27 protein-coding genes and 1 tRNA gene are annotated in these 25231 nt (G+C 66.9%); 23 read left to right on the top strand and 5 right to left on the bottom strand.

Features of this window, described 5'->3' with window-relative positions; all coding sequences use genetic code 11:
* The first annotated feature begins 174 nt into the window (after window positions 1–174).
* Window positions 175–645, top strand: a complete 471-nt coding sequence (locus ACTS1X_RS03265; RefSeq protein WP_442612947.1) for a hypothetical protein — start codon at window positions 175–177, stop codon at window positions 643–645.
* Window positions 646–932: 287 nt separating this feature from the next.
* Here ACTS1X_RS03265 and cobT read toward each other — a convergent pair whose 3' ends face one another.
* The 3 genes from cobT to ACTS1X_RS03250 are packed head-to-tail and all read right to left on the bottom strand — an operon-like array spanning window position 933 to window position 4339.
* Window positions 933–2762, bottom strand: coding sequence for a cobaltochelatase subunit CobT (gene cobT / locus ACTS1X_RS03260; RefSeq protein WP_442612946.1), 1830 nt, complete (start codon window positions 2760–2762; stop codon window positions 933–935).
* A gap of 10 nt (window positions 2763–2772) precedes the next feature.
* Window positions 2773–3780: a cobaltochelatase subunit CobS gene (cobS, locus tag ACTS1X_RS03255; RefSeq protein WP_442612988.1), complete on the bottom strand. Its 1008-nt coding sequence runs from the start codon at window positions 3778–3780 to the stop codon at window positions 2773–2775.
* A 22-nt stretch (window positions 3781–3802) separates the two neighbouring features.
* Window positions 3803–4339, bottom strand: coding sequence for a J domain-containing protein (locus tag ACTS1X_RS03250; protein ID WP_442612987.1), 537 nt, complete (start codon window positions 4337–4339; stop codon window positions 3803–3805).
* A gap of 94 nt (window positions 4340–4433) precedes the next feature.
* Between ACTS1X_RS03250 and ACTS1X_RS03245 the strand changes: the two genes are divergently transcribed.
* The 3 genes from ACTS1X_RS03245 to ACTS1X_RS03235 all read left to right on the top strand — a co-directional run bounded on the left by ACTS1X_RS03245 (window position 4434) and on the right by ACTS1X_RS03235 (window position 7007).
* Window positions 4434–4727, top strand: a complete 294-nt coding sequence (locus ACTS1X_RS03245; protein WP_442612945.1) for a BolA family protein — start codon at window positions 4434–4436, stop codon at window positions 4725–4727.
* A 10-nt stretch (window positions 4728–4737) separates the two neighbouring features.
* Window positions 4738–5637: a pirin family protein gene (locus ACTS1X_RS03240; RefSeq protein ID WP_442612944.1), complete on the top strand. Its 900-nt coding sequence runs from the start codon at window positions 4738–4740 to the stop codon at window positions 5635–5637.
* 221 nt (window positions 5638–5858) lie between these two features.
* Complete coding sequence (locus ACTS1X_RS03235; RefSeq protein WP_442612943.1) at window positions 5859–7007, top strand: EAL domain-containing protein; 1149 nt, start codon at window positions 5859–5861, stop codon at window positions 7005–7007.
* A 9-nt stretch (window positions 7008–7016) separates the two neighbouring features.
* On the opposite strand, the gene ACTS1X_RS03230 is transcribed toward ACTS1X_RS03235, so the two are convergent.
* A complete protein-coding gene (locus tag ACTS1X_RS03230; RefSeq protein ID WP_442612942.1) occupies window positions 7017–7571 on the bottom strand; it encodes a TetR/AcrR family transcriptional regulator in 555 nt (184 codons plus the stop codon).
* Between the two features lie 206 nt (window positions 7572–7777).
* On the opposite strand from ACTS1X_RS03230, the gene ACTS1X_RS03225 reads away from it, so the two are divergent.
* The gene (locus ACTS1X_RS03225) at window positions 7778–8149 is read left to right on the top strand and encodes an SPW repeat domain-containing protein (protein ID WP_442612941.1); all 372 of its coding nucleotides are present in this window, start codon (window positions 7778–7780) and stop codon (window positions 8147–8149) included.
* Window positions 8150–8223: 74 nt separating this feature from the next.
* Here the strand turns inward: ACTS1X_RS03225 and ACTS1X_RS03220 are convergent, their stop codons facing one another.
* On the bottom strand, window positions 8224–9267 hold the full coding sequence (locus tag ACTS1X_RS03220) for a DUF2332 domain-containing protein (protein ID WP_442612940.1): 1044 nt from the start codon (window positions 9265–9267) through the stop codon (window positions 8224–8226).
* A 48-nt stretch (window positions 9268–9315) separates the two neighbouring features.
* On the opposite strand from ACTS1X_RS03220, the gene hisG reads away from it, so the two are divergent.
* The 18 genes from hisG to ACTS1X_RS03130 form a co-directional block, all read left to right on the top strand.
* Complete coding sequence (hisG, locus tag ACTS1X_RS03215) at window positions 9316–9978, top strand: ATP phosphoribosyltransferase (protein ID WP_442612939.1); 663 nt, start codon at window positions 9316–9318, stop codon at window positions 9976–9978.
* Complete coding sequence (hisD, locus tag ACTS1X_RS03210) at window positions 9971–11263, top strand: histidinol dehydrogenase (RefSeq protein WP_442612938.1); 1293 nt, start codon at window positions 9971–9973, stop codon at window positions 11261–11263. Before hisG ends, hisD begins: the two co-directional genes overlap by 8 nt.
* A gap of 33 nt (window positions 11264–11296) precedes the next feature.
* Entirely contained in the window at window positions 11297–11824 is a 528-nt protein-coding gene (locus ACTS1X_RS03205; RefSeq protein ID WP_442612937.1) for a DUF1993 domain-containing protein, read from the top strand.
* A complete protein-coding gene (nusB, locus tag ACTS1X_RS03200) occupies window positions 11821–12267 on the top strand; it encodes a transcription antitermination factor NusB (protein ID WP_442612936.1) in 447 nt (148 codons plus the stop codon). Before ACTS1X_RS03205 ends, nusB begins: the two co-directional genes overlap by 4 nt.
* A 63-nt stretch (window positions 12268–12330) precedes the next feature.
* Window positions 12331–13272, top strand: coding sequence for a thiamine-phosphate kinase (gene thiL, locus ACTS1X_RS03195; RefSeq protein ID WP_442612935.1), 942 nt, complete (start codon window positions 12331–12333; stop codon window positions 13270–13272).
* A gap of 161 nt (window positions 13273–13433) precedes the next feature.
* Entirely contained in the window at window positions 13434–15536 is a 2103-nt protein-coding gene (locus ACTS1X_RS03190; RefSeq protein ID WP_442612934.1) for a sodium-translocating pyrophosphatase, read from the top strand.
* Window positions 15537–15827: 291 nt separating this feature from the next.
* On the top strand, window positions 15828–17066 hold the full coding sequence (locus ACTS1X_RS03185; protein ID WP_442612933.1) for a GNAT family N-acetyltransferase: 1239 nt from the start codon (window positions 15828–15830) through the stop codon (window positions 17064–17066).
* A complete protein-coding gene (locus ACTS1X_RS03180; protein WP_442612932.1) occupies window positions 17059–17919 on the top strand; it encodes a transcriptional regulator in 861 nt (286 codons plus the stop codon). Before ACTS1X_RS03185 ends, ACTS1X_RS03180 begins: the two co-directional genes overlap by 8 nt.
* Window positions 17920–18013: 94 nt before the next feature.
* On the top strand, window positions 18014–19228 hold the full coding sequence (locus ACTS1X_RS03175) for a GNAT family N-acetyltransferase (protein ID WP_442612931.1): 1215 nt from the start codon (window positions 18014–18016) through the stop codon (window positions 19226–19228).
* Window positions 19225–20085: a cupin-like domain-containing protein gene (locus ACTS1X_RS03170; RefSeq protein ID WP_442612930.1), complete on the top strand. Its 861-nt coding sequence runs from the start codon at window positions 19225–19227 to the stop codon at window positions 20083–20085. Before ACTS1X_RS03175 ends, ACTS1X_RS03170 begins: the two co-directional genes overlap by 4 nt.
* 108 nt (window positions 20086–20193) lie before the next feature.
* On the top strand, window positions 20194–20412 hold the full coding sequence (gene infA / locus ACTS1X_RS03165; RefSeq protein WP_176869654.1) for a translation initiation factor IF-1: 219 nt from the start codon (window positions 20194–20196) through the stop codon (window positions 20410–20412).
* Window positions 20413–20437: 25 nt separating this feature from the next.
* Complete coding sequence (locus ACTS1X_RS03160) at window positions 20438–21010, top strand: Maf family protein (protein WP_442612986.1); 573 nt, start codon at window positions 20438–20440, stop codon at window positions 21008–21010.
* Window positions 21003–22007, top strand: coding sequence for a ribonuclease (locus tag ACTS1X_RS03155; RefSeq protein ID WP_442612929.1), 1005 nt, complete (start codon window positions 21003–21005; stop codon window positions 22005–22007). The genes ACTS1X_RS03160 and ACTS1X_RS03155 overlap by 8 nt, the downstream gene beginning before the upstream one ends.
* A 59-nt stretch (window positions 22008–22066) precedes the next feature.
* Window positions 22067–23164 carry a hypothetical protein gene (locus tag ACTS1X_RS03150; RefSeq protein WP_442612928.1) on the top strand — a complete coding sequence of 366 codons (1098 nt, stop codon included), beginning with the start codon at window positions 22067–22069 and terminating at the stop codon, window positions 23162–23164.
* 1 nt (window position 23165) lies between these two features.
* Window positions 23166–24215 carry a phosphotransferase family protein gene (locus tag ACTS1X_RS03145; protein ID WP_442612927.1) on the top strand — a complete coding sequence of 350 codons (1050 nt, stop codon included), beginning with the start codon at window positions 23166–23168 and terminating at the stop codon, window positions 24213–24215.
* 71 nt (window positions 24216–24286) lie between these two features.
* Window positions 24287–24496 carry a DNA gyrase inhibitor YacG gene (locus tag ACTS1X_RS03140; RefSeq protein ID WP_442612926.1) on the top strand — a complete coding sequence of 70 codons (210 nt, stop codon included), beginning with the start codon at window positions 24287–24289 and terminating at the stop codon, window positions 24494–24496.
* Window positions 24497–24536: 40 nt separating this feature from the next.
* Window positions 24537–24612 (top strand) — tRNA-Phe (locus ACTS1X_RS03135).
* A gap of 156 nt (window positions 24613–24768) precedes the next feature.
* Window positions 24769–25231: DUF3422 family protein (locus tag ACTS1X_RS03130; RefSeq protein WP_442612925.1), on the top strand; the 463-nt coding region annotated here is incomplete at its 3' end.

Genomic DNA, 25231 nt, shown 5'->3' with positions numbered 1-25231 from the left:
ACGGGCGACCGCACAGCCGAAACACGGGCCAAGCTGAACGGCGGACAACAGCATCGTTCAGACAAGGTTCCGCTAACCACATCCATAAGGGCGATGCGTCGACGGGAGCTGCCTGGAGCGAAACCCGCCACGCCAGATGTGAGACGGCTTTTGAAGACGCTTTGGAGATTTGAGATGGCATTGAAGAAAATCGCCCTGGCCGCAACCGCGGCGCTCGCCGGAACGATGCTGGTGCCCGCCGCGGCCCATGCGGGGGACGGCTATTATGACGGCCGCTATTACGAGAGCCGCTACGACGATCGTTACGACGACCGCTACGATCGGCGGGATTATCGGCGCGGCGACCGCTACGACCGGCGATATGATCGCCGCTACGACCGGCAGCGCTACCGGCGCGGCGACTATTATGACGGCCGCCGGTACAGCCGGCGCGACTATCGCGACCGGCGCTACTATCGCGGCCGCTGCCGCGACAATGGCACGGGCGGCACGATCATCGGCGGCATCGCCGGGGCGCTGCTTGGCCGCGAGATCGCGCGCGGCGACCGGGGCCGCTACGGCCGGCGCGGAGACGGCACCGCGGGCGCCGTTATCGGCGGCGTGGCCGGCGCACTCGCGGGCCGCGCGATCGATCGCGACTGCTAGGCCGACCGACTGCCCAAACAGGCTAATCCTCGGGTTGCGTATCGAGGATGAGGGGGTCGGCGCGCGTATCTGCGCCGGCCCCCGAATTCCGTCCGGCGCGCGTATCTGCGCCGGCCCCCGAATTCCGTCCGGCGCGCGAGAATGCCGTGCAAAGTTTACATAGTTAACACACAGCCGGTTATTTTCCGGATCGATCCGGCGCCCCGAAAACGGCCCGTACGCCGACCGGTCCGCGCCCGACTGCACTCCACATTTTCCAACATTGCAAGCGCGTTGCCGGCGCGGCCCTATTTCGGCGGCTCGTCGAACAGGCTTGCCAGCTGTTCCACCATCGTCCCGCCCAGCTGTTCGGCGTCCATGATCGTAACCGCGCGTTCGTAATAGCGGGTCACGTCGTGCCCGATGCCGATCGCGACGAGCTCGACCGGGGACCGGTTTTCGATCCAGGCGATCACCTGGCGCAGATGCTTTTCGAGATAGCTGCCGCTGTTCACCGACAGCGTCGAATCGTCGACCGGCGCGCCATCCGAGATCACCATCAGGATCCGGCGTTCCTCGGACCGCGCGATCAGCCGGTTATGCGCCCATAACAGCGCCTCGCCGTCGATATTCTCCTTGAGCAGCCCCTCGCGCATCATCAGGCCGAGGCTCTTGCGCGCGCGGCGCCAGGGCTCGTCGGCCTGTTTGTAGATGATGTGGCGGAGATCGTTCAATCGGCCCGGGCTCGCGGGGCGGCCGTCGGCCAGCCATTGCTCGCGCGCCTGCCCGCCTTTCCAGGCGCGGGTCGTAAATCCGAGGATCTCGGTCTTCACGCCGACCCGCTCGAGCGTCCGCGCCATGATATCGGCCGAGATCGCCGCGATCGAGATCGGCCGCCCGCGCATCGAGCCCGAATTGTCGATCAGCAGGGTAACGACCGTATCGCGAAACTCGGTATCGGTCTCGACCTTGTAGGACAGCGAATGGGCCGGGTTGACGATCACGCGCGAGAGCCGCGCCGCATCGAGCAGCCCCTCCTCCTGGTCGAAATTCCAGGACCGCGACTGCTGCGCCATCAGCCGCCGCTGCAGCCGGTTGGCGAGCTTCGTCACCGCGCCCTGCAGGTGGACGAGCTGCTGGTCGAGATAGGCGCGCAGCCGCCCGAGTTCTTCCTCGTCGCACAGCTCGGTGGCCGCGATCGTTTCGTCGAACTGCGTCGTATAGGCGCGATAGTTGAATTCGGGCGTCAGCTCGCTGAACGGCCGGTTGAGGCGGACGGGCAGCATGCCCTCCTCGCCTTCGTCCATCGGATCGCCGTCCATGTCGCCGAATTCGTCGTCGAGCGATTCGCCGTCGCCGTCATCGCCCTCCTCTTCCGAAGTCTCGGCGCGCGCATCGGCCTGCGATTCGGCGCCGGCATCGCCCTCGTCGGACTCGTCGGTATCGCCTTCGTCCTCGTCTTCGCCCTCGTCCTCGTCGCCGCCCTCGTCCGCATCGTCGGGCTGCATGTCGCCGTCGATCAGGTCGAGATCCTCGAGCAGCCGGGTCGTCAGCTCGGCGAAACCGCGCTGGTCGTCGAGCAGCATTTCGAGCGCATCGAGATCGGCGCCGCCCTTCTCCTCGATCCAGTCGCGCACGAGATCGAGCCCGGCCCGGGCGCGCTCGGGCGCCGCCTCGCCGGTCAGCCGTTCGCGCACCATCAGCGCGACCGCCGAGGCGAGCGGCACCTCGTCGCGGTTGCGCGCCTTGGAGATCGGATCGGATTTGAGCCGGTGATCGAGCGCTTCGGCCAGATTGCCGCGCACGCCCGCATAGCGCCGCCCGCCCAGCGCCTCGACCCGGGCCTTTTCGATCGCATCGAAGCAGGATCGCGCAATCGCCTCGCCCGGCCGCGCCGACGCGTGCATCGCATCGTCGTGATAGCGCAGCATCAGCGCCGCGGAGTCGGCGAATCCCCGCGCCTCGGCGACCTGGTCGGGCGGCAGCCCGCGCGAAGGCATCGGCACCTTGATATGGCGTCCGCTGGAGACCGGCACGTCGGCGGTGAAGGCGAGCTCGACCTCGGGATCCCCGGCCATCGCCCTCGCCGCGCCGGCGAGCACCGCCTTCAGTTCGTCGAGGGGATTGGGATCGGCCATGGGCAGCTGTCTAGTCCGCGCTCCCCACCACGCTCTCCGGCAGGTCGGTGTTGAATACCCGCTGATAATATTCGGCGACCAGCGGGCGCTCGGCTTCGTCGCACTTGTTGAGGAAGCTGAGGCGGAAGGCGAAGCCGACATCGCCGAAGATCGTCGCGTTCTGCGCCCAGGTGATGACGGTCCGCGGGCTCATCACGGTCGAGATATCGCCGGCCATGAAGCCCTGGCGGGTCAGTTCGGCGACCTTGACCATGTCGTCGACCGTCTTGTGGCCCGTTTCATTGTCATATTGCTCGTTCTTCGAGAGCACGATCTTCGCCTCGGTCGCCGCCGGCAGATAGTTCAACGTGACGACGATGTTCCAGCGGTCCATCTGGCCCTGGTTGATCTGCTGCGTGCCGTGATAGAGGCCCGTCGTATCGCCCAGCCCGACGGTGTTCGACGTCGCGAACAGGCGGAACCAGGGATTGGGGCGGATCACGCGGTTCTGGTCCAGCAGGGTCAGCTTGCCGTCGGTTTCCAGCACGCGCTGGATCACGAACATCACGTCCGGCCGGCCCGCGTCATATTCGTCGAAGACGAGCGCGGTCGGCGTCTGCAGCGCCCAGGGGAGCAGGCCCTCCCTGAATTCCGTGACCTGCTGGCCGTCGCGCAGCACGATCGCGTCGCGGCCGACCAGATCGATCCGGCTGATATGCGAATCGAGGTTGATCCGGATGCACGGCCAGTTGAGGCGCGAGGCGACCTGCTCGATATGCGTCGATTTGCCGGTGCCGTGATAGCCCTGGATCATGACGCGCCGGTTGAAGGCGAAGCCCGCCGCGATGGCGAGCGTCGTGTCCGGATCGAAGACATAGCTTTCGTCGCGATCGGGCACGCGCTCGTCGGCCTCGCTGAAGGCGGGCACCTGCATGTCCGAATCGATGCCGAACAGCTCGCGCACGTTCACCATCAGGTCCGGCTCGGCCATGATCGGTTCGGCGCGGCTGTCGGGCTGCGTATTGGCAATGGTATTCATCATTCGTCCTAGCGTCGGCAAATCAGGAAAAAACGGGCGAGTCCTTCAACTGCGTATAGGCGTCGATAACGCGCTGCAACATCTTCTCCCGGCTCCGATCGCCCCCATTTTTGTCAGGATGGTATTGGCGAACCAGCGCGGCATAGCGGCGCCGTAGCGTCTTCCGGTCGCTGTTCGCGTCGAGACCGAGAATCTGCAAATTTTCCCGATCGCGGTCCGTGAGCGGTTTGCCGTCGGTCCGCGGCTTGCGGACGCCCGTCCGGAAGCGCGCCCCGATCGCGTCGAGCGGGTCGGTGAAATCGTGCCAGCGCGGCGTCGGGCTGGCCCCGTTGGCGGCGAAGGCGCGCGTCTCGCGATCCCATCCCGACCAGGGGCGCTGCTGGCTGTAGATCTCCTCCTCGCTCATCCCCTCGAAATAGTCGTAACCCGCGTTGAACGCGCGGACATGATCGAGGCACAGCCAGTAATAGTCGCCGGGCCCGTCGAACCCGCCGCGGCGGTGGCCGGTCTTGGGCGCGCGGAATGCGCCCGTATCGCTGCAGCCCGGATGATCGCACATCCGTTCGCTGTCATCGATCCGGCCGTGAAACCGTTCATGGCGCGCGCGCGAGGCCAAGGGTGCTCCTTTCGTTCGACATGCCTATATAGGAGCCATGACCGAAGAATCGAAAGGCCCGGTTGCCGCCGAAATCGAAAAGCGCCTGAGCGAGGCCCTCGGCCCGACCTATCTGCGCGTCATCAACGACAGCGCCCGGCATCGCGGCCATGCCGGGGACGACGGCAGCGGCGAATCGCATTTCACGGTCGAGATCGTGGCGCTCCAGTTCGAGGACATGAACCGGGTCGAGCGGCAGCGCGCGGTCAACCGGGCGCTGGGCGACCTGCTGAAGGACCGCATCCACGCGCTGCAGATCAAGGCGCGGGCGCCGAGCAAGCTGCCGGAGTGAGAGGCAAGACATGACCGACGCCATCGTCGAGACGATAAGCCCGAGCACTCACGATCTGGGCGGCTTTACCGTCAACCGCGTCCTGCCGTCGAAGGGCCGGACGATGGTCGGGCCGTTCGTCTTTTTCGACGATGCCGGGCCGGCGACGCTGGCCCCCGGCAATGGCGTCGATGTGCGCCCGCATCCGCATATCAACTTGGCCACCGTGTCCTATCTGTTCGACGGCCGGATCATGCACCGCGACTCGCTGGGTACCGAACAGGTGATCGAGCCGGGCGCGGTCAACCTGATGACGGCGGGCAGGGGCATCGTCCATTCCGAACGCAGCGTGGACGCCGACCGGGCGATCGAGACCGGGCTCAAGCTGATCCAGACCTGGCTCGCGCTGCCCGAAGCCGACGAAGAGACGGACCCGGCCTTCGAGCATGTCGCCAAGGCGGAGCTGCCGACCATCGATCATGGCGACGCCCGGGCCCGCGTCATCATGGGAACGCTCTGGGGCGAGCGCGCGCCGGTCACCACCTATGCGGACACGGTCTATGCGGCGATCGAACTGTCCGCCGGCGGCAGCATCCCGATCGACGCCGACGCCGACGAGCGGGGCGTCTACATCATATCGGGCGATGCGGCGCTGGACGGCGCGGCGCTCGAAGGCCGGACGCTCTACGTGCTCAAGCCGGGAACGACGGCGACGCTGCGCTCGGCGAACGGCGCGCAGGTCATGCTGTGCGGCGGCGAGGCCTTCGCGACGAAGCGCCACGTCTACTGGAATTTCGTCTCGTCGCGCAAAGAGCGGATCCGCCAGGCGGTCGAGGACTGGAAGGCGCAGCGTTTCCCGGTCGTTCCCGGCGACAGCGAGGAACGGATTCCGATGCCCGACGAACCGCTGACCCAGTCGTCGTCGACCTGACCCCGGCAAAGATCGACGCCGATCGTGCACGGGCTGCGGCGAACGGCATTGTTAAACGCCAAGGTAACCACCTTCCCCCCTTGCACGGCGCGTATATAGCTGGAATTACTCCGAAACGACGTGTTTCCAAAAGGGCCGTGGGGGCTTGGAAATTCGGATTACCACATCGCCGGATTCGGGGGGCGATCGATCCTGCGTGATTCCGACTGGAGCCGCACAGCATGGCAGAACCCCGCATCATGTTCCTCGAAGACGAGGAGGCATTTGCCCGGTCGCTGCAGGACGATCTCGAACAGGGCGGGTTGGCGACCGCCTGCATCGCCTCTCCGGAAGACCAGGCGGCGGGGCTCGCATTCGGCCCGGACATGATCGTCGTCAATCCCGAAACCAGCGTCAAGGACGCGTTCGGCCTGTTTCCGAAGGTCGCCGTCGCGGCTCCGTCGATCCCCCTCATCGTCGCGCACAGCAGGAATCTCGAACTGTCGCGCTCTGCGACCCAGGCGGCGCGCGACAATGCCGTGGACGTGCTCGGGACGATCGACCGGCCCTATTCGGCCGCCGCCCTGGCCGAACTCGCCGAAACCTGCCCGACCGGCCGCCGGGCCGAAGGCGCGGGCGACGAGGCCTTTATCCGGGCGCTGATCGCAAACGACCGACTGATCCCGAACCTGGCCGTCGAGTTCCAGTCCAAGCATGATCTCAAGAGCAACGCGATCGTCGGCTTCGAGGCGTTGACCCGCCTCCGGCCCCGCCGCGCGATCAGCCCGGAGCTGATCTTCTCGCAACTGGTCGATGTCGATGTCGAATTTGCGGCGACGGAAGTCGTGATCGGCACGGCCGTGCGTTTCGCCTCCGCGCTGCGCCATGCGGGCCGCGCGCATACGGTCTCGCTCAACTGCAGCGCCGCCGTGCTGGCCGGCGGCCATTTCACGGCGCGGCTCGACGAGGCCATCCTGCGCTACCGCGTCGCGCCGCAGCGGATCATCGTCGAAGTGACCGAGGATTCGCGCCTCGCGGATTTCGACCAACTGGTCCGCAGGATCGAGGAGCTCGAGAGTCTCGGCGTCGGTATCGCGATCGACGATTTCGGGACCGGAATGGCCAATCTCGACCGCGTTTCGCGGCTGCCTTTTTCGGAGCTGAAAATCGACAAGAGCATCTTCTGGGCCTGTGCCGAAGGGCGGATTCCGATGTCGATGCTGACCGGGATCCTCGAATTCTGCCGGGCCCGGCACACCAAATCGGTCATCGAAGGCATCGAGACGAACGTCCAGCTCGAACAGGCGAGACTGCTCGGGGCGGATTACGGCCAGGGCTTCTACTGGGGCCGCGCCGCGCCGCCGCAATTTCTCGTCCCCGTCTGGCGCTAGGAAACGGATTCAGACGAGAAGGCAGGCCGCAGCGGCCTTCGCGGTGCGCGCGGCGGACGGATCGCGCATCACATGGGCGACCGCCGTCGCGCCCTCGTGGAGCAGATTGACCTCGGCGGCGGCGAACGCCGGATCGGACAGTCCGGCGGCGCGCGCCAGCTCCTCGAAAAAGTCCACCACCAACTGCTTGTGCGTACGCGCTTCCTGGAAGACGGGATGATCCGGATCGTTGAATTCGCTCGACGCGCTCATGAACGGGCAGCCGTAGAAATCCTCGTCGTGGAACCACTCTTCGAGGAAATCGAACGTCGCCAGCAGCTGTTCCGCGGGTTTGTCGCTGCGCGCTTCGGCATAGTCCCGCATGGCGTCGCGAAACGCTTCGTCCTTCTTCGCCAGCACCGCGACGATCAGCTCGTCCTTGGTCTTGAAATGGCGATAGAGGGTCGTCTTCGCGATACCCGATTCGGCGATGATGCGATCGATGCCGACGCCGTTATAGCCGTGGCGGTCGAACATCGCGCCCGCGATCTCGATAAGATGGTCCTTCTTTTCCGCACGTTTCATGGATTGCGCCGCCTCTGGTGCCGATTGTCGGTGGGTCGGGACATGCATGCCATCCTGTCAGCGGGATTCTTCCGTCGTCAATCCCTTGATAGTCAATGGCTTACAAAAAACAATACAGGTTCGTATCTTTTTCTTGACCGGCACCGCCTGAAACGATACTGATCTGTATCTTTAAGGCGTAACGCCCAAGGAAAGGATCGTCCGACATGAAGTTGCAGTTTCTCACCCCGACACTCCATGGCGCGCTCGATTATACCGCCGCCGCCGCGCTGATCGTGCTGCCCTTCCTGCTGGGTCTCGGCGCGGACTCGCCGATCGCCCTGTGGCTTTCGGTCGCGGGCGGCGCGGGTCTCGTCCTGTACAGCCTGCTCACCGATTATGCGTTCGGCGCGGCACGGGTCCTGTCGTACGGCGTCCATCTCGTCCTCGACCTGCTCGCGGCCGCTGCCTTCCTGGCCGCGCCGTTCCTGTTCGGGTTCGCAGCCTTCACCAGCTATTATTATTTCGTGATGGCGGGCGGCGTCATCGTCGTCGTGGCGCTCAGCGAGCGCCCGACGCCCGCCATCGACGAAAGCTGAGCGAAGCCTTCCAGTTTGCAGGGCGAGGCCGGACCGCCCCCTCCCTCTCCCTCGCCCTGCATCCCCGTCCCGTTTCAGCCCGCGAGCCATTTGATCCAGGTCGCGTGCGGATGGGCGTTGGCGAGCAGGATATCGTCGCCGGACGGCCACAGCCCGAGCCGCAACTCCACCGGCTTGCCCGATTTCGGCAGCTCGAACGAAATCCAGCCGAACGGCCGCCTTTCGCGCGCCCGCGCGCCCGCTTCGGCGATCGCCGCCTTCACCCGGTCCTGCGCCGCGTCCGGCAGATATTGCAGCGTGATCGTGTGGAAGAAGATGCGCAGCCGGCCCTCTTCCTGTGGTCCGGCGAGCGTGCGCGCAACCCAGTCGGCGGCATCCCCCCTGTCGATCGGCGGCGGATGGCGGCGGGCGAGCGCGATCGCCTTATCCGCATTGTCGACGCGCCGTTTCTGGTCGGCCCAGCAATAGGCCGCCAGCCGCTCGCCGGCGGCCGGATCGGAAAGGTCGATCGGCCGCAGATCGACGCCGCGCCGAGCGACGATCTCGATATCGGCGCTCGGCGGCGGCGGGCCCCTCCATTCGGGCGTCAGCAGCAGCGGCGATGCCGGATCGCCCGCTCGGGTGCCGCCCAGATCGTAGCGATACCGGCCGAGATTGAGGACAAGCCCCGCGCTCGATCCGATCTCGAACAGTTCGACCGGAATCGGATAGCGCTGCGCGGCGACGAGCAGCGCCGCCATGACGGCCGCCGCCCGGCCCGGCTCATTGGTCTGCGGCGGCGAATCGAGCCAGGGTTCGAGCCAGCCGTCGTGAACCCGCAGCGCATCGGCCACCGCGGCCGCCACATCGCCCGTGCCGCGATACGCGTCGCTCAACGCCCTGTGCCTGCCGGAGCGCGCCAGGGCATGGAGGCCGCCGGCCAGCCGCAGCGCCAGCGCATCGGCGGTCGGCGCCGGATCGCCCTGCCAGGCCAAGACCCGCCCGCCGGTTCGGGTGTCGGCGCTCAAATGCGCGGCCGCCGCGTCGAGCGCATCCGCCGTCAGCGCCGAGCCCAGGGCGCGGCAAAAACCCGCCTGTTCGCGGAACGCTGCGCGGATTTCCGATTCTCTTTTGCTCACAAGCCTAGCTTGCCCGCAGCAGCGCCCCCAAGTAAAGCGCACCCCGCCATGGCCGATCCGATCATCTTCGCCATCCCCAAGGGACGTATCCTCGACGAGGCGCTGCCGATCCTCGCCGAGGCCGGGATCGTGCCCAATGACGATTTCCACGACAAGCAGAGCCGCGCGCTGCGCTTCGGCACGAACAATCCGGATCTCGACATCATTCGCGTCCGCGCCTTCGACGTCGCGACGTTCGTCGCCCATGGCGCGGCGCAGCTCGGCATCGTCGGCTCCGATGTGCTCGAGGAATTCCGTTATTCGGAAATCTACGCGCCGGTCGATCTCGGCATCGGCCATTGCCGGCTGTCGGTCGCCGAGCCCGAAAATTTGGCGGCGCGCGACGATATACGCGAATGGAGCCATATCCGCGTCGCGACCAAATATCCCAATTTCACCCGCCGCCATTTCGAGGCGAAGGGCGTGCAGGCCGAATGCGTGAAGCTGAACGGCGCGATGGAGATCGCGACCGCGCTCGGCCTGACCCGGCGGATCGTCGATCTGGTTTCGACCGGCGGAACCCTGAAAGCCAACAGGCTCGTCGAGGTGGATGTCCTGTGCGAGGTCACCTCGCGGCTGATCGTCAACCGGGCGGCGTTCAAGACGCGGCCCGAGATCCTGCCGATGGTCGAGCGGTTCCGCGAAATCGTGGGCGGCGGCGCCGGTGCTTAGGCTCGACGCCTCGGACGGCGAGTTCGAGACGCGCTTCACGAGCCTGGTCGAGGCGCGGCGCGGAACGGACCCCGATGTCGCGCGCGACGTCGCGGCGATCATCGCCGATGTCCGCGCGCGCGGCGATGCGGCGGTCGCGGATTACACCCGGAAATTCGACGGTTTCGATCCGGCCTCGCTCGATCTCGCGATCGCCAAGGAACAGCGCTGCATGGCGCTGGACGGGCTCGATCCCGCGTTGCGCAGGGCGCTCGAGCTGGCGACCGGCCGGATCCGCGCGTTCCATGAAAGGCAGAAGCCGCAGGACAGCGAAACGACCGACGATGCCGGCGTGCGGATGGGATCGCGCTGGACGGCCGTCGAAACGGCGGGGCTCTACGTGCCGGGCGGCCGGGCCGCCTATCCCTCCTCGCTGCTGATGAATGCAATTCCGGCCATGGTCGCGGGCGTCGATCGCATCGTGATGGTGACGCCGACTCCGGGCGGCGAGATCAATCCGCTGATCCTCGCCGCGGCCGAGATCGCCGGCGTCCACGATATCCACCGGATCGGCGGCGCGCAGGCGGTCGCCGCGCTCGCCTTCGGCACCGACACGATCCCGCGCGCCGATGTCGTCGTCGGCCCCGGCAATGCCTGGGTCGCCGAAGCCAAGCGCCAGCTCTACGGCACGGTCGGCATCGACATGGTCGCCGGTCCCTCCGAAATCGTCGTCATCGCCGACGCCGCCAACGACCCGGACTGGATCGCCGCCGACCTGCTCTCCCAGGCCGAGCACGATCCGACGAGCCAGTCGATCCTGTTCACCGACAGCGCCGATTTCGCCGATGCGGTGGCCGCCGCCGTCGAGACGCAGCTCGGCGAACTCGCGACCGGCGAAACCGCGCGGGCGAGCTGGGAGGCCAATGGCGCGATCATCCGCGTCGAGGCGCTCGAGGACGCGATCGCGCTGTCGGACCGGCTTGCGCCCGAACATCTCGAACTGGCCGTCGACGATCCCGATCCGCTGTTTGCGAAGGTGCGGCACGCCGGATCGGTCTTTCTCGGCCGGCTGACGCCCGAAGCGATCGGCGATTATGTGGGCGGGCCCAACCACGTCCTCCCGACGGGCCGCCGCGCGCGCTTTTCCTCCGGTCTTTCGGTACTCGACTTCATGAAGCGCACGAGCTTTCTCCAGTGCGGAGAAGACGGCCTGGCCGCCATCGGCCCCGCGGCGGTGAAACTGGCCGAGGCCGAAGGCCTGCCCGCCCATGCGCAATCGGTCGCCAAGCGGCTGCCGCAACGCTAAGCCGCAACGCAAACCCGGCATCAGGAGTCCGACATGGCCTTTTCCCTCTACGACGCGATCATTCCCGGAAATTTGCAGATCATCGGATCGGTCGACGCGCTCGTCGACAAGGCCCGGGCTTTCTGCGCCGAATCCGGGCGCCCGGAACAGGACTTCGTCCAGGCGCGGCTGATCGACGACATGCTGCCCTTCTCCTACCAGGTGAAATGCGTCTCCGAGCATTCGCTCGGCGCGATCGAAGGCGTACGGGCGGGCAACTACACGCCCGACACGTCGGCTCCGCCCGACAGCTTCGCCGCGCTCAAGGGCAAGCTCGCCGCCGCCGCGGAGGCGCTCGGGGCGATCGACCGGGCCGAAATCGATTCCTTCATGGGGCGGGACATGCAGTTCTCGTTCGGCGAGATGGTGATCCCCTTCACCGCCGAGAATTTCCTGCTCTCCTTCGCCCAGCCGAATTTCTACTTCCACGCGGCGACCGCCTACGACATCATGCGGGCGGAAGGCGTACAGATCGGCAAGCGCGACTTTCTCGGCCAGCTGCGGATGAAGACCGCCGGATGAGCCAGCGGTCCCAATCCCGATCCGCCGCCCGGCTGGCCGCGGTCCAGGCGCTCTACCAGCAGGAGATGGAGGGCACGCCGCTCGCCCGCCTGCTGAAGGAGTTTCACGACCACCGGCTCGGCGCGGTCATCGAGGATGTCGAATTCGCCGAGGCCGAGGTCGATTTTTTCGACGATATCGTGTCCGGCATCAACGCCCGCCGCGCCGAAATCGACGCGCTGATCGCCGGCAAGCTCGCCGAGGGATGGTCGCTCGACCGGCTCGACCGGCCGCAAAAGCAGATACTGCGCGCCGGGACCTATGAATTGCTGGCCCGGCCCGATGTCCCGGTCGCCACGATCATCGGCGAATATGTCGATGTCGCCGACGCCTTTTACGAAAAGCGCGAAAAAGGCTTCGTCAACGGCCTGCTCGACGCGATCGCGAAGCAGGTCCGCGCCTAGCGTCCGTTTCCGTCAAGGATTTGTAGAGATATCCGGCCGCTTTCTCTGCTAGCGAGTTTCGCGATGAGCAGCGAATCGGACTTTATCGAGCAGTTGCGCCCGTTTGCGACGCATCCGGCGGCGCGCGGGCTGACCGACGATGTAGCGAGCCTGACCCATGGCGGCCGCACCCTCGTGCTCACCCACGACGTGATCGTCGAGAACATCCATTTCCTGCCCGGCGATCCACCCGAATCGATCGGCTGGAAACTCGTCGCGGCGAATCTCTCCGATCTCGCCGCCAAGGGGGCGAAGCCGACCGGCGCGCTGATGGCCTACAGCCTTTCGGGCGATGCCGAATGGGATTCGCGTTTCGCCGATGGGCTGGGAGAAGCGCTCGCCCGCTTTTCCTGTCCGCTGATCGGCGGCGACACCGTGCGGGTACCGCCCGGATCGGCGCGGCAGTTCGGCATGACGGCGATCGGCGACGCGGAATTCGTTCCCGGGCGAGACGGCGCGGCGCCGGGCGACGATCTGTGGATCAGCGGGACGCTCGGCGATGCGGGCCTCGGGCTCGCCATCGCCAAGCGCGAGATCGAGGGCCCGGACGAGCTGCTCCAGGCCTATCGCCGGCCGATCCCCCAGCTCGAACTCGGGCAGAAGCTCGCGCCCCTGGTCTCGGCGATGATGGACGTATCGGACGGGCTGCTGATCGACGCGAAACGCATGGCCGAAGCCAGCGGAGTCCGGATCGTGATCGAGAGCATCGACGTGCCGTTGTCGGACGCCTTTGTCGGCATCCGCGGCGATACGCGCGAAGCGTCGCTCGAAGCGGCCACGACCGGCGACGACTATCAGCTCCTCTTCGCCGTGCCCCCGCGCAACCGGCGCCAGATAGAACGGGTCGCCGACGATCTCGACGCGCAGATCCAGTGCGTCGGACTGGTCGAGGCGGGCGTGGGCTTGCTGCTGCAGGAAGGCGGCCGTCCGCTGCGCTTGCCGGAAAAACTCGGCTGGGAACATTAGGCGCACCCGCCGGCCGGCCCGGGTGCCGACGAACCGGCTTGCACTGGCCGCGCCTCTCATTCTATAGCGCGCTTAACTCCGCACGCGTCCGGTCCCGGGCGCGTCTTTCTATGCGGGAAACCAACTGCCAAGGGGGCTAAACCCAAATGATTCTAGAACCGATGACGATTGTTGTCGCGGCCATCGTGTGCGGCCTGCTCGCCGTGCTCTATGGCATCGTGACCAGCCGCCAGGTGCTCGCGGCGAGCGCCGGCAACGAAAAAATGCAGGAAATCGCCGGCGCCATCCAGGAGGGCGCGAGCGCCTATCTGGGCCGCCAGTATCGCACGATCGCCTTTGTCGGCGTTATCGTCGCGGTGCTCGTCGGTATCTTCCTCGGCTATCTCTCGGCGATCGGCTTCGTGCTCGGCGCCGTGCTGTCGGGCGTGGCCGGCTATATCGGGATGAACATCTCGGTGCGCGCCAACGTCCGCACGGCGCAGGCCGCCAGCGAAAGCCTGCAGAGCGGCCTCACCGTCGCCTTCCGCGCCGGCGCCGTCACCGGCCTGCTCGTCGCCGGTCTCGCGCTGCTCGCCATCTCGGTCTTCTTCTACATTCTCACCGGCCCGCTCGGCGAGGCAGCCAACAGCCGCACGGTCGTCGACGCGCTCGTCGCGCTGGCGTTCGGCGCGTCGCTGATCTCGATCTTCGCGCGTCTCGGCGGCGGCATCTTCACCAAGGGCGCCGATGTCGGCGCCGATCTCGTCGGCAAGGTCGAAGCCGGTATTCCGGAGGACGACCCCCGCAACCCCGCCACGATCGCGGACAATGTCGGCGACAATGTCGGCGACTGCGCGGGCATGGCGGCCGACCTGTTCGAAACCTATGTCGTCACCGTCGGCGCCACCATGGTGCTGATCGCGCTGCTGCTCGGCACCAGCGACAACCTGCTGCCGCTGATGGCGCTGCCGCTGGTGATCGGCGGGCTGTGCATCCTGACCTCGATCCTCGGCACCTATTTCGTGCGTCTGGGCTCGAGCAACTCGATCATGGGCGCGCTCTACAAGGGCTTCATCGTCACCGCCGTAACGTCGGCGATCGCGCTCTATTTCGTGACGCAGATTACCGTCGGCGACATGGGCGCGACGCTCGGCACGATCGGGGACACCAGCTTCACCGGCATGAGCCTCTTCTATTGCATGCTGCTGGGCCTCGCGATCACCGGCATCATCATCTGGATCACCGAATATTATACGGGCACCAATTTCCGCCCGGTCCGGTCGATCGCCAAGGCGTCCGAAACCGGCCATGGCACGAACGTGATCCAGGGCCTCGCGGTCAGCCTCGAGGCGACCGCGCTGCCGACCATCGTGATCTGCATCGGCATCATCGTCGCCTATCAGCTGGCGGGCGTGATCGGCATCGCCTTCGGCGCGACCTCGATGCTGGCGCTGGCCGGCATGGTCGTCGCGCTCGACGCGTACGGCCCGGTGACCGACAATGCCGGCGGCATCGCTGAAATGGCCGAACTCGACGAGGAAGTGCGCAACCGCACGGACGCGCTCGATGCGGTCGGCAACACGACCAAGGCCGTGACCAAGGGCTATGCCATCGGCTCGGCCGGTCTCGCCGCGCTCGTGCTGTTCGGCGCGTACACGACCGATCTCGGGATATTCTTCCCGGACGTCACCGTCGATTTCTCGCTCTCCAATCCGTACGTGATCGTCGGGCTGCTGCTGGGCGCGCTTCTGCCGTACCTGTTCGGCGCGATGGGCATGATGGCCGTCGGCCGGGCCGGCGGCGCGGTGGTCGAGGAAGTGCGCGCGCAGTTCCGCGACAATCCGGGCATCATGGAAGGCACGAGCCGTCCCAACTATGCCCGCACCGTCGATCTCGTCACCAAGGCGGCTATCAAGGAGATGATCGTACCGAGCCTGCTCCCGGTCTTCGCGCCGATCGTGGTCTATTTCGTGATCACGGCGGTCGGCGGGCAGGAGAACGGCTTCGCCGCACTCGGCGCGCTGCTTCTCGGCGTGATCGTCTCCGGCCTGTTCGTCGCGCTGTCGATGACGAGCGGCGGCGGCGCATGGGACAACGCCAAGAAGCATATCGAGGACGGCCATCATGGCGGCAAGGGCTCCGAAGCCCATAAGGCCGCCGTGACCGGCGATACGGTCGGCGATCCCTACAAGGATACCGCCGGCCCGGCGGTGAACCCGATGATCAAGATCACGAACATCGTGGCCCTGCTGCTGCTCGCGGCGCTCGCCGGCGGCGTGCACTAGTTCGTCGGAATTTCGCGAGCGCGAAATCGCGACAAGGCCTTTCGCCGGAAACTTCATCACGGAAGTTCACGGCACCGGCCCGCGCTTGCGATTGTTGCAATCGCGGCGAAAATATGACAGCTAGACCTTTCCTGAACCTTGGCCCTGTCGGATTCGTCCGGCGGGGCTTTTTCTTGGGACGTCGCCGACGCCATGGTCGGCGGATTAACCGTCTCCGCTAACCGCGCCCGTAAGAACAGATTTAACCGAACCTGCGCTACATCCCGTCGATCCAGAGCCGGAGAGTATAGCATGTATGCGGGCGACGCCCTTTCGATCCCGTCGGAAACGACCCTCGTCCCCCAACGCGCCCTGCTGGGCGCGCGGACCCGTCCGGTCAGCGTTACCGATCGTTCCAAACTGGTCTGCACCTTCCACGCGCCCGATTCGCTGTCCGCGAGCTTAGCGGCCCAGTGGACGGTGCTCGCCGACCAGGCGGCGGAGCCCAACAGTTTCGCCGAACGCTGGTTTCTCCAGCCGGCGCTGGCGCTGCTGGCGAACGCCGCCGATATCTGGCTTGCGGTCGTGACGTCGCAAAGCGGCCTGCTCGTCGGCCTGATGCCGGTCACCGTGCGGCCCTTCTACGGCCGGATTCCGGTCGCCAATGTCCAGAACTGGATACATCACAACAGCTTTCTCGGCATCCCGCTCGTCCGGCGCGGGATGGAAGAGCCATTCTGGACAGCGCTTCTCACCGGGCTGGATGAAGCCGGCTGGGCGAAGGGGCTGCTCCATGTCCGGGGCCTGACCGCCGATGGACGGGTCATGCGCGGTCTCGAAACGGCGGCGGCACAATTGGAGCGCCCCTGCGATGTCGTGCAGCGGACGCGGCGGGCGCTGCTCAGCAGCAACCGGACGCCGCAGGATTATTGGGACGCGAACATCCGCAAGAAGAAGCGCAAGGAACTCAACCGCCTGGAGAACCGGCTCGGCGAAATGGGCGAGCTGGCCTACCGGACGCTGGCGCCGGACGACGATGCCGAACCGTGGATCGACGCGTTCCTGCGCCTCGAAAGCGATGGCTGGAAAGGCCGGGCGGGTTCCGCGCTAGCCTGCGACCCCGCCCTCGCGCAATTCCTCCGGATCGCCGCCGCCGGCGCGCACGCCGCCGGCAAACTCGACGTCCACCGGCTCGATCTCGACGGCCGGCCGATCGCGATGCTGATCAACTTCCTCGCCCCGCCCGGAGGCTTCTCCTTCAAGATCGCGTTCGACGAGCGATATGCGCGCCATTCGCCCGGCGTCCTTATCGAACGCTACAATCTGCGCATCCTCGAGCGCCGCGACATCGACTGGCTCGACAGCTGCGCGGCCGAGGATCACGCGATGATCGACAGCCTGTGGGGCCAACGCCGCGACATCGTCCGCGTATCGGTGCCGCTCGGCGGGCCATGCGACGCGCTGGTCTTCCGGGCGTGCCGTCTCGCCGAGAACGGCGCCGCCCGGCTGCGCCGCGCGGCGCGCACGATGAAGGGACGACACAATGGATGAAACGCGGATATTCGGCGATGCGGCGCTCGCGACGCTGCGGAGCGCCTATCCCGAAACGCCGACGCTGCTCGACCACGGGCTGGCCGATCATCCGCTGCTGAGCCATGCCGCGCTGACCGAGCTGGCGCTCGCGATGCGGCCGATCGACGTCGAGTATAACCGCGCCGACCTGCCGGTCGGCATCGATCCGGCGGACGTGCCGGAGAACGGACTCGGCATCAAGGAGACGCTCGACAGCATCGAGACCAACGGCAGCTGGATGGTGCTGAAATTCATCGAACAGATCCCCGCCTATCGCGATTTCCTGCACGAAACGCTGGCCGAGATCGAACCCGTGGTGCGCGCCGTGACGGGCGAGATGCTGAAGCTCGAAGGTTTTGTCTTCCTCTCGTCGCCGGGCGCCGTGACGCCCTTCCACATGGATCCGGAGCACAATATCCTGCTGCAGATCAGGGGCGGCAAGACGATGACGGTCTTTCCGGCCGATGACGAGGAACTCGCCCCGGGAACGGCGCACGAAGCCTTTCATCGCGGCGGCCATCGCAACCTGCAATGGCGCGACGATTTCGCGGCGCGGGGCCGGGCGTTCGACCTGCCCGCCGGCAAGGCGATCTACGTGCCCGTCAAGGCGCCCCACTGGGTGAAGAACGGCCCCGCGCCCTCGCTGTCGCTGTCGATCACCTGGCAATCGGAATGGGCCTATCGCGAAATGTATGCGCGCGAGATGAACGCCACGCTCCGCCGGTTCGGTCTCGAACCGGCGCCGCCCCGGCGGTTTCCGCACCAGAATTACGCCAAGTCGCTGGCCTGGCGGACGATCGACAAGGCGCGGCGCGCCACGCGGCGCGGCTGAACCGATGCGCGGGTTCGTATCGGCATCACGGTTAGGCTCGGCTTAACGCTATTCGGCTATGACCGTGCGAAATTCGTGAGAGGAATTTTTGCGCATGCATCCGGCCGAAACCCGTTCGCTGAATCACAGCCTGCAGATCCGGCGGGCGAACCCCGCCGACGCCGTGCGGGTCGCGCTTTATGACGGCGTCACGATACCCGCCCCGATGCGCCCGGCCTGGGACGCGCTGGCCGTCTATGCCGCCGAACCCAACCCGTTCGCCGAGCGCTGGTTCATCGAGGCCAGCCGACGATATGCCGCCGGGGACCAGGCGTGCCGGATCGCGATCGTCGACGACGATGACGGTCTTGTCGGTATCGCTCCGCTGGGCAGACGGAGCGACTATGGCCGGCTGACCGTCGACCATGTCGAGAATTGGCAGCATGCCAACATGTTTCTCGGCACGCCGCTCGTCCGCCGGGGCAGCGAAGAAACATTCTGGACGGCCCTGATCACCGCGCTCGACGAGGACGAGTGGGCGCGGGGTTTCCTGCATTTCGACGGGCTGGTCGAAAACGGTCCCGTGCACCGGGGTCTCGAAGACGCCGCCCGATCGCTCGGCCGCGAGTGCGCGATCGTCCATCGCGAGGAACGTGCGTTGCTCGCGAGCGACCTGTCGCCCGACGACTATCTGAAGCAGAATCTGCGCAAGAAGCGGCGCGACGAATGCGGGCGGCTGCGCCGCCGGCTCGGCGAGCTCGGCCGTCTCGAAACGCGCGAGTTGCAGGACGCCGGAGACCTTGCCGCCTGGTGCGACGACTTCCTCGAAATGGAGCGTTCGGGCTGGAAGGGCGAGGCGGGATCCGCGCTCGCCTGCTGCCCCGATGCCGCCGCCTTTTTCCGGGATACGATGGCCGCGGCCTTTTCCCGCGACCGCCTCCATTTCCTGCGGCTGGAACTCGACGGCAAGCCGATCGCGATGCTCACGAGCCTGCGCGCCGGGCCCGGCGCGTTCGGTTTCAAGGCCTGTTTCGATCAGGACTATGCGCGCTTTTCGCCCGGCCTGCTGCTGCAGATCGACAATCTGCGGCTGCTCGACGATCCGGATATCGACTGGCAGGACAGCTGCACGGCGCCGGGCCATCCGGTGGAGAGCCTCTGGTCCGAACGCCGGTCGATCGTCCGCGTCACGGTCGATCTCAAGGGTCTCAAGCGCCGCCTCGTCCATGCCGGAGCCCGGGCGCTGGAGAAAAGCTCGCGGAAACTGCGCGAGCTGATCCCCGGAGCCGCCGAATCGCAACCGGCCGGAGCGGCGGGGAAGAAGGCATGAGCGAACCGGTTTTCCTGCCAGCCGCCGTCGCGGATCTGGCCGAAGCCTATCCCGAACAGCCCATGCCGCTCCGGCACCGGCTCGCCGGGCATCCCCTGCTGCAGCCGGATGCGCTGATCGCGCTGGCGGGCCGCATGCGGCCGGGCGACATGCTCAGCTTCCGCGGCGATATCGCGATCGATCCGGGCCGCGCGGGAGCGCCGCCCAACGGACTGTCGCCCGCCGACACGATCCGCTCGATCGCGACCAACAACAGCTGGATGGTGTTCAAGGCGGCCGACCAGGATCCCGATTACGGCCGGTTGCTCGATGGCCTGCTCGCCGAGATCGCCGCGGTCGCCGAACCGGTGACGGGCCCGATGCTCGGGCGCGAGGCCTTCATCTTCGTCTCCTCGCCGGGTTCGGTGACTCCCTTCCACATGGACGGGGAGCACAACATCCTGATGCAGCTGACCGGCGAGAAGCGGATGACCGTCTTTCCGGCGGACGACGAAATGCTCGCGCCCGGCGAGGCGCATGAGGCGTTTCACCTCGAGGGCCATTACAATCTCGTCTGGCGGGACGATTTCGCCGCGCGCGGCACCGCCTTCCGGTTGACCCCGGGCGATGCGCTCTACGTTCCGGTCAAGGCGCCGCACTGGGTGAAGAACGGTGCGGATCCGTCGATCTCGCTGTCGATCACCTGGCGGTCGGCGTGGAGCTATGAGGAGCAATATGCGCGGCAGATGAACGCTTTGATGCGCCGGTTCGGGCTCGATCCGGCCGCACCCCGGCGCTTCCCGCGCCGCAACCGCGCCAAGTCGCTCGCCTGGCGCACGATCGAAAAGACGCGCCGGACGATCGGCCGCAGCGACTAGGGTATCCAGACCCGGTTTCCGGCCCATCGGCCGAAATCGGCCAACACCTTCCCTTTCGCGCGCTATCCCGCTATGGCAGCGCGAATTTTCGGGACTATATGGACGGATATGGCAAAAGAAGAACTGCTCGAGATGCGCGGACATGTTGTGGAACTGCTTCCCAACGCTATGTTCCGCGTCAAACTCGAAAATGATCATGAAATTCTCGGCCACACGGCCGGCAAGATGCGCAAGAACCGCATCCGCGTGCTCGTCGGCGACGAAGTGCTGGTCGAGCTGACGCCCTATGACCTGACCAAGGGCCGCATCACCTATCGCTTCAAATAGGCCGGGAAGCGCGCCGATGCGCCCGCTGTCCCTGGTCCTCGCCTCCGCCAGCCCGCGCCGCCGCGAACTGCTCGCCCGGATCGGCGTGGAGCCGGCGGAAACGGACCCCGCCGATATCGACGAGACGCCCCGGAGCGGCGAGCTGCCGCGCGACTATGCGATGCGCATGGCGGCGGAAAAAGCCGCCGCTGTCGCGCCGCGCCATCCCGGCTCGCCGGTGCTGGCCGCCGATACCGTCGTGGCCGCCGGCCGCCGCATCCTCGCCAAGACCGAAGACGAGGGCGAGGCGCGCGACTGTCTCGCCCTGCTGAGCGGCCGGCGGCACCGCGTGCTCTCGGCGGTGACCCTGATCGATGCGACCGGACAGGCGCGCCACCGGCTCTCGACGACGATCGTCACCTTCAAGCGGCTGACGGACGCCGAGATCGCCGCCTATCTCGCCCGCGGCGAATGGCGCGGCAAGGCCGGCGGCTATGCCATCCAGGGGTTCGCCGAAGCCTGGGTCCGTTTCCTGGCGGGGAGCCATTCGGGCGTGATCGGCCTACCGCTCTACGAGACGCGCACGCTGCTCGAAAGCGCCGGATATCCCCTTGGCTGAGTGGCTCTACGAGGACGGAATCGGCGAGGCGCGCGCGGCGCTGGTCGAGGACGGCGCGATCGTCGAAGCCCATCTCGAACCCGAAAGCGACGGGGCCCGGCCCGGCGCGATCTGCGACGCGCGGCTTGCCGAAATCCTGCCCGGCCGGGGCACGGGGCGGCTCGCGCTCGCCAGCGGCGAGAAGGCGCTGATCGCGCCGCTGCCCGCCGATGCGACCGAGGGCGCGACCGTGCTCGTCGAGATCGTCCGCTCGGCGATCCCGGAACCCGGACGGAGAAAGCGCGCCCGGGCGAAACCGGCAGCCAAGGGCAGCAGCGCGGCACCGGCGCCGCCCCTCCGCGACCGGCTGACGGCGACGGGCATCCCGGTTCGAACGCTGGCCGGCCATGAACCCGATGCGCTCGAGGCGGCGGGCTGGTCCGAACTTCTCGAACAGGCGGCGACCGGCGCGGTTCCCTTTCCGGGCGGCGCGCTGCGCATCGCGCTGACCCCGGCGATGACCGTGATCGATGTCGATGGCGCGCTTCCCCCCGCGGAGCTGGCGGTCGCCGGAGCGCGGGCCGCGGGCGCCGCGATCCGAAAGTTCGGCATCGGCGGATCGACGGTGATCGACCTGCCGAGCCTTGCGTCGAGAGCCGACCGACAGGCCGCCGCCGACGCGCTCGACGCCGCGCTGCCCGCGCCGTTCGAGCGCACGGCGGTCAACGGTTTCGGCCTGTTACAGGTCGTCCGCCGCCGCATTCGCCCGTCCCTGATCGAGCGGGCGCAATATGAGACGGGCGCGACCGCAGCGCGCGCGCTGCTGCGCCGGGCGGAACGCGTTGCGGGTTCGGGCACCCGCACATTGACCGCGCATCCGGCGATCCTCGCATATCTCGAAGACCGGCGCGAATGGCGCGCGGCGCTCGAACGGCGGACCGGCGCGCCGCTCGCACTCCGGCCCGACCCGGCGATCGGCATGTGGAACGGCCATGCCAGCGCCGAGCATCCCGCCTGACCCCGCTATTTGCGCGTTGCCGATAATGTGCCAACGTACCCCGCGGGAGAGGAGTGCACATGCTGACCAAGGGCGACGATTATCCGCTGCACCAGACGCCGGAGCCGGTCGCCCATGCGGGCACCGACCGTAATTTCTACGACCGCTATTTCTTCAACGGTTACAGCGGGGACGGGAGCCTGTTCTTCGCCGCGGCGATGGGCCTCTATCCGCAGCTCGATATCATCGATGCGAGTTTCTGCCTGCTGATCGACGGCGTTCAGCACAATATCCGCGCCTCGCGGCGGCTCGGATCGGAACGGCTCGACCTCGCGGTCGGCCCGGTCCGGATCGAGATCGTCGAGCCGCTCCGGGAGCTGCGCCTGACCGTCTCGGACAATGACAGCCCGGTCACCGCCGATATCGTCTTCACCGCGCGCCACGCGCCGATCGAGGAGCCGCGCTTCACCCGCCGCAACGGACCGCGCATGTTCATGGACTATACGCGCATGACGCAGAGCGGGAGCTGGTCCGGCACGATCCGCTGCGACGGCCGCGACCACGCGCTGTCGGGCGGGACGCATTTCGGAACGCGCGACCGGAGCTGGGGCATCCGCCCCGTCGGCGCGCCGGAATCCCAGCCGCCGCCCGCGGGTTCGCTGCCGCAATTCTACTGGCTCTGGGCGCCGCTCAACTTTCCCGGCCACGCGACCTTCTTCCATACGAATGACGATGCCGAGGGCGCCGGGTGGAACCGCCGGGCGGTGGTCGACGCCTTGGAGAGCGGCGCGACGGATTACGACCATATCCGGTACGAGGTCCGCTATGCGGGCGAGACGCGGCGCGTCGAATCGCTGCTTGTTTCGCTGACGCCCGATGGCGAGGCGACGCTCCGGATAGAGCCGGTCGGCCCGGACTTCCACATGTCCGGGCTGGGCTATACCCACCCGGTCTGGGGCCACGGCATGGATCATGGCGGGCCCGAAACGGCCTATGACACGATCGCGGCGGCCGACGCCGATCCGCATCAGCAGCTGCACTGGCACATCCAGGCCTTCGCCCGCGCGACGCTGACGCTGGCCGGAGAAGAGCATCGCGGCCATGGCGTTCTCGAACAGCTGCTGATCGGCCCGCACGCGCCGAGCGGCTTCAGCGGCCTGCTGGACCCGGCGGGCTGAAATGAACGCGATACCGACCCGCCCCGAACAGTTCACCAACGCCTGGCTGGAGGACAAGCTCGGCGCGCCGGCCGGCGCGCTCAAGGGCTTTACCGCAAAAACCATCGGCACCGGACAGATGTGCGACAGTTTCCGGCTGACGCTCGACTGGGACGGGCATGACGGGCCCGATCGGATCGTCGCCAAATGCCCGAGCGCCAATGCCGACAGTCGGCAGATCGCCAAGACCGTGCACAATTACACGCTGGAAATCAGCTGGTACCAGGATCTCGCCGACGAACTCCCGGTCGCCTGCCCGCCCTGCTATCATGCCGAAATCGCCGAAAACGAGATCGATTTCGCGCTGCTGCTCGGCGACATGGCGCCCGCGCGGCAAGGCGACCAGCTCCGGGGCGCCGATATTCCGATGATCGAAGCCGCCATCGCGGAAGCGGCCAAGCTGCACGCCCCGCTCTGGAACTCGCCGCGGCTCGACGACCATGCCTGGTTTCGGTTCGGTACGGGAAACAAGCATCTCGTCCGGGCCCTGCTGCCCGGCCTCTACCAGGGCTTCAAGGATCGCTACCGGGGACGGCTCGGCGCCGAGATCTTCGAGATGGGCGATGCGTTCATCGCCCGGCTCGACGATTATCTCGACCGGGGCCCCGACGCCCGGACCGTGACGCATGGCGATTTCCGCATCGACAATCTGCTGTTCCACCCCGAAACCGGCGCGGTGACGGTGGTCGACTGGCAGACGGTCGGCATCGGCCTGGGGCCCGTCGACATCGCCTATCTGATCGGGACCAGCATCGCCGATCCGGCGCGGCGGGCGGCGGAGGAAGAACGGCTCGTCGACGATTATGTCGCGCAGCTCCAGGCGCTCGGCGCGCCCGCCGATCCGCGACAATGCCGTGAAGGCTATCGCCTCGGCGCCTTTTCCGGCTTCGTCATGGCGATCTTCGCGTCGATGAACGTCCAGCGCACCGAGCGCGGCGACGAGATGTTCGCGGTGATGGCCGAGCGCCCGGCGCGGCAGATCCTCGATCTCGACAGTCTCGCGCTGCTGTGATCCATCGGGCCCGGCCGCCGGTCCGGTCCGGCAGGCAAATCCCTTCTTGCCAGCCGGCGGGGCTACCCCATATGGAATCCGTCATGCCCGGCACCAACCGATCCAAATCCTGTCCCGTCTGCGGCGCGAAGCCGAGCGCCGAGCACAGACCCTTTTGCAGCGACGGATGCCGCAATCGCGATCTGCTGCAATGGCTGGGCGACGGCTATCGCGTCCCCGGCCCGCCGGCCGATCCCGAACTTCTGGCGCGCCGCACAAACGGGCTGGACAGCGATAGCTGACCCAGCCTATAGGCGCGTTTCCCGCCCGACCGGCGGCGATGCCCGGGTAGCTCAGTTGGTAGAGCATGCGACTGAAAATCGCAGTGTCGGCAGTTCGATTCTGTCCCCGGGCACCATTTTTTCGAACAGACAGGCCCGCACGGTTCCGTCGTGCCGGTTCGGCGAAGCGGCGGTGGTCCGTCCATGCGGCAGGCCGGTATTCGTCGCCGGGTCGGCCCGCGCCCGACCGAGGATTGTCACCCATTATCGTCGCAATATGATATCGGTCGGAAATGACCTTTGCCGAACATCCGCTCCGGCGCGGCCTCGTCCGCGAAATGCATATGCGTCGGTTTGCGGCCGTGCCGGCGCCCTGCGAAATCGTTCAGATGGTCTGGGTGATCAGCGGAGACCAGCGGCAGCAGGAAGATCGCATGCTGCGGTCCGCGCCCGACGGCATGGAGTTCGCGGTCGACGCCGAATCGCGGCACGTGACATCGTCGACCGATTCGGGCTCGCAGTTCATCTGGGAGCAGCATACGGAGGCGTCGACGATTACGGCGATTATCGGGCCCGATGAGCGGGCAGGCCAGCAAAGGCTGGTCGCGTGGATGGAGAATTGGCCGGGCGCCGTCGTCCGCGCCACGCGGATATTCGTCGAGCCGAGCGAGGCGGATGCCGAGCGAAAGCTGGATGACATGGCGTTCTCGCGGGACGATCTCGTATCCTGCCATATCAACGGGGACGTCCGGCTCT

This window comes from Parasphingopyxis sp. (genome assembly GCF_052168275.1).
In the GTDB taxonomy this organism is placed as follows: Bacteria; Pseudomonadota; Alphaproteobacteria; order Sphingomonadales; family Sphingomonadaceae; genus Parasphingopyxis.
The sequence above is the reverse complement of the archived record's forward strand: the minus strand, read 5'-3'. Positions and strand labels throughout refer to the sequence as shown.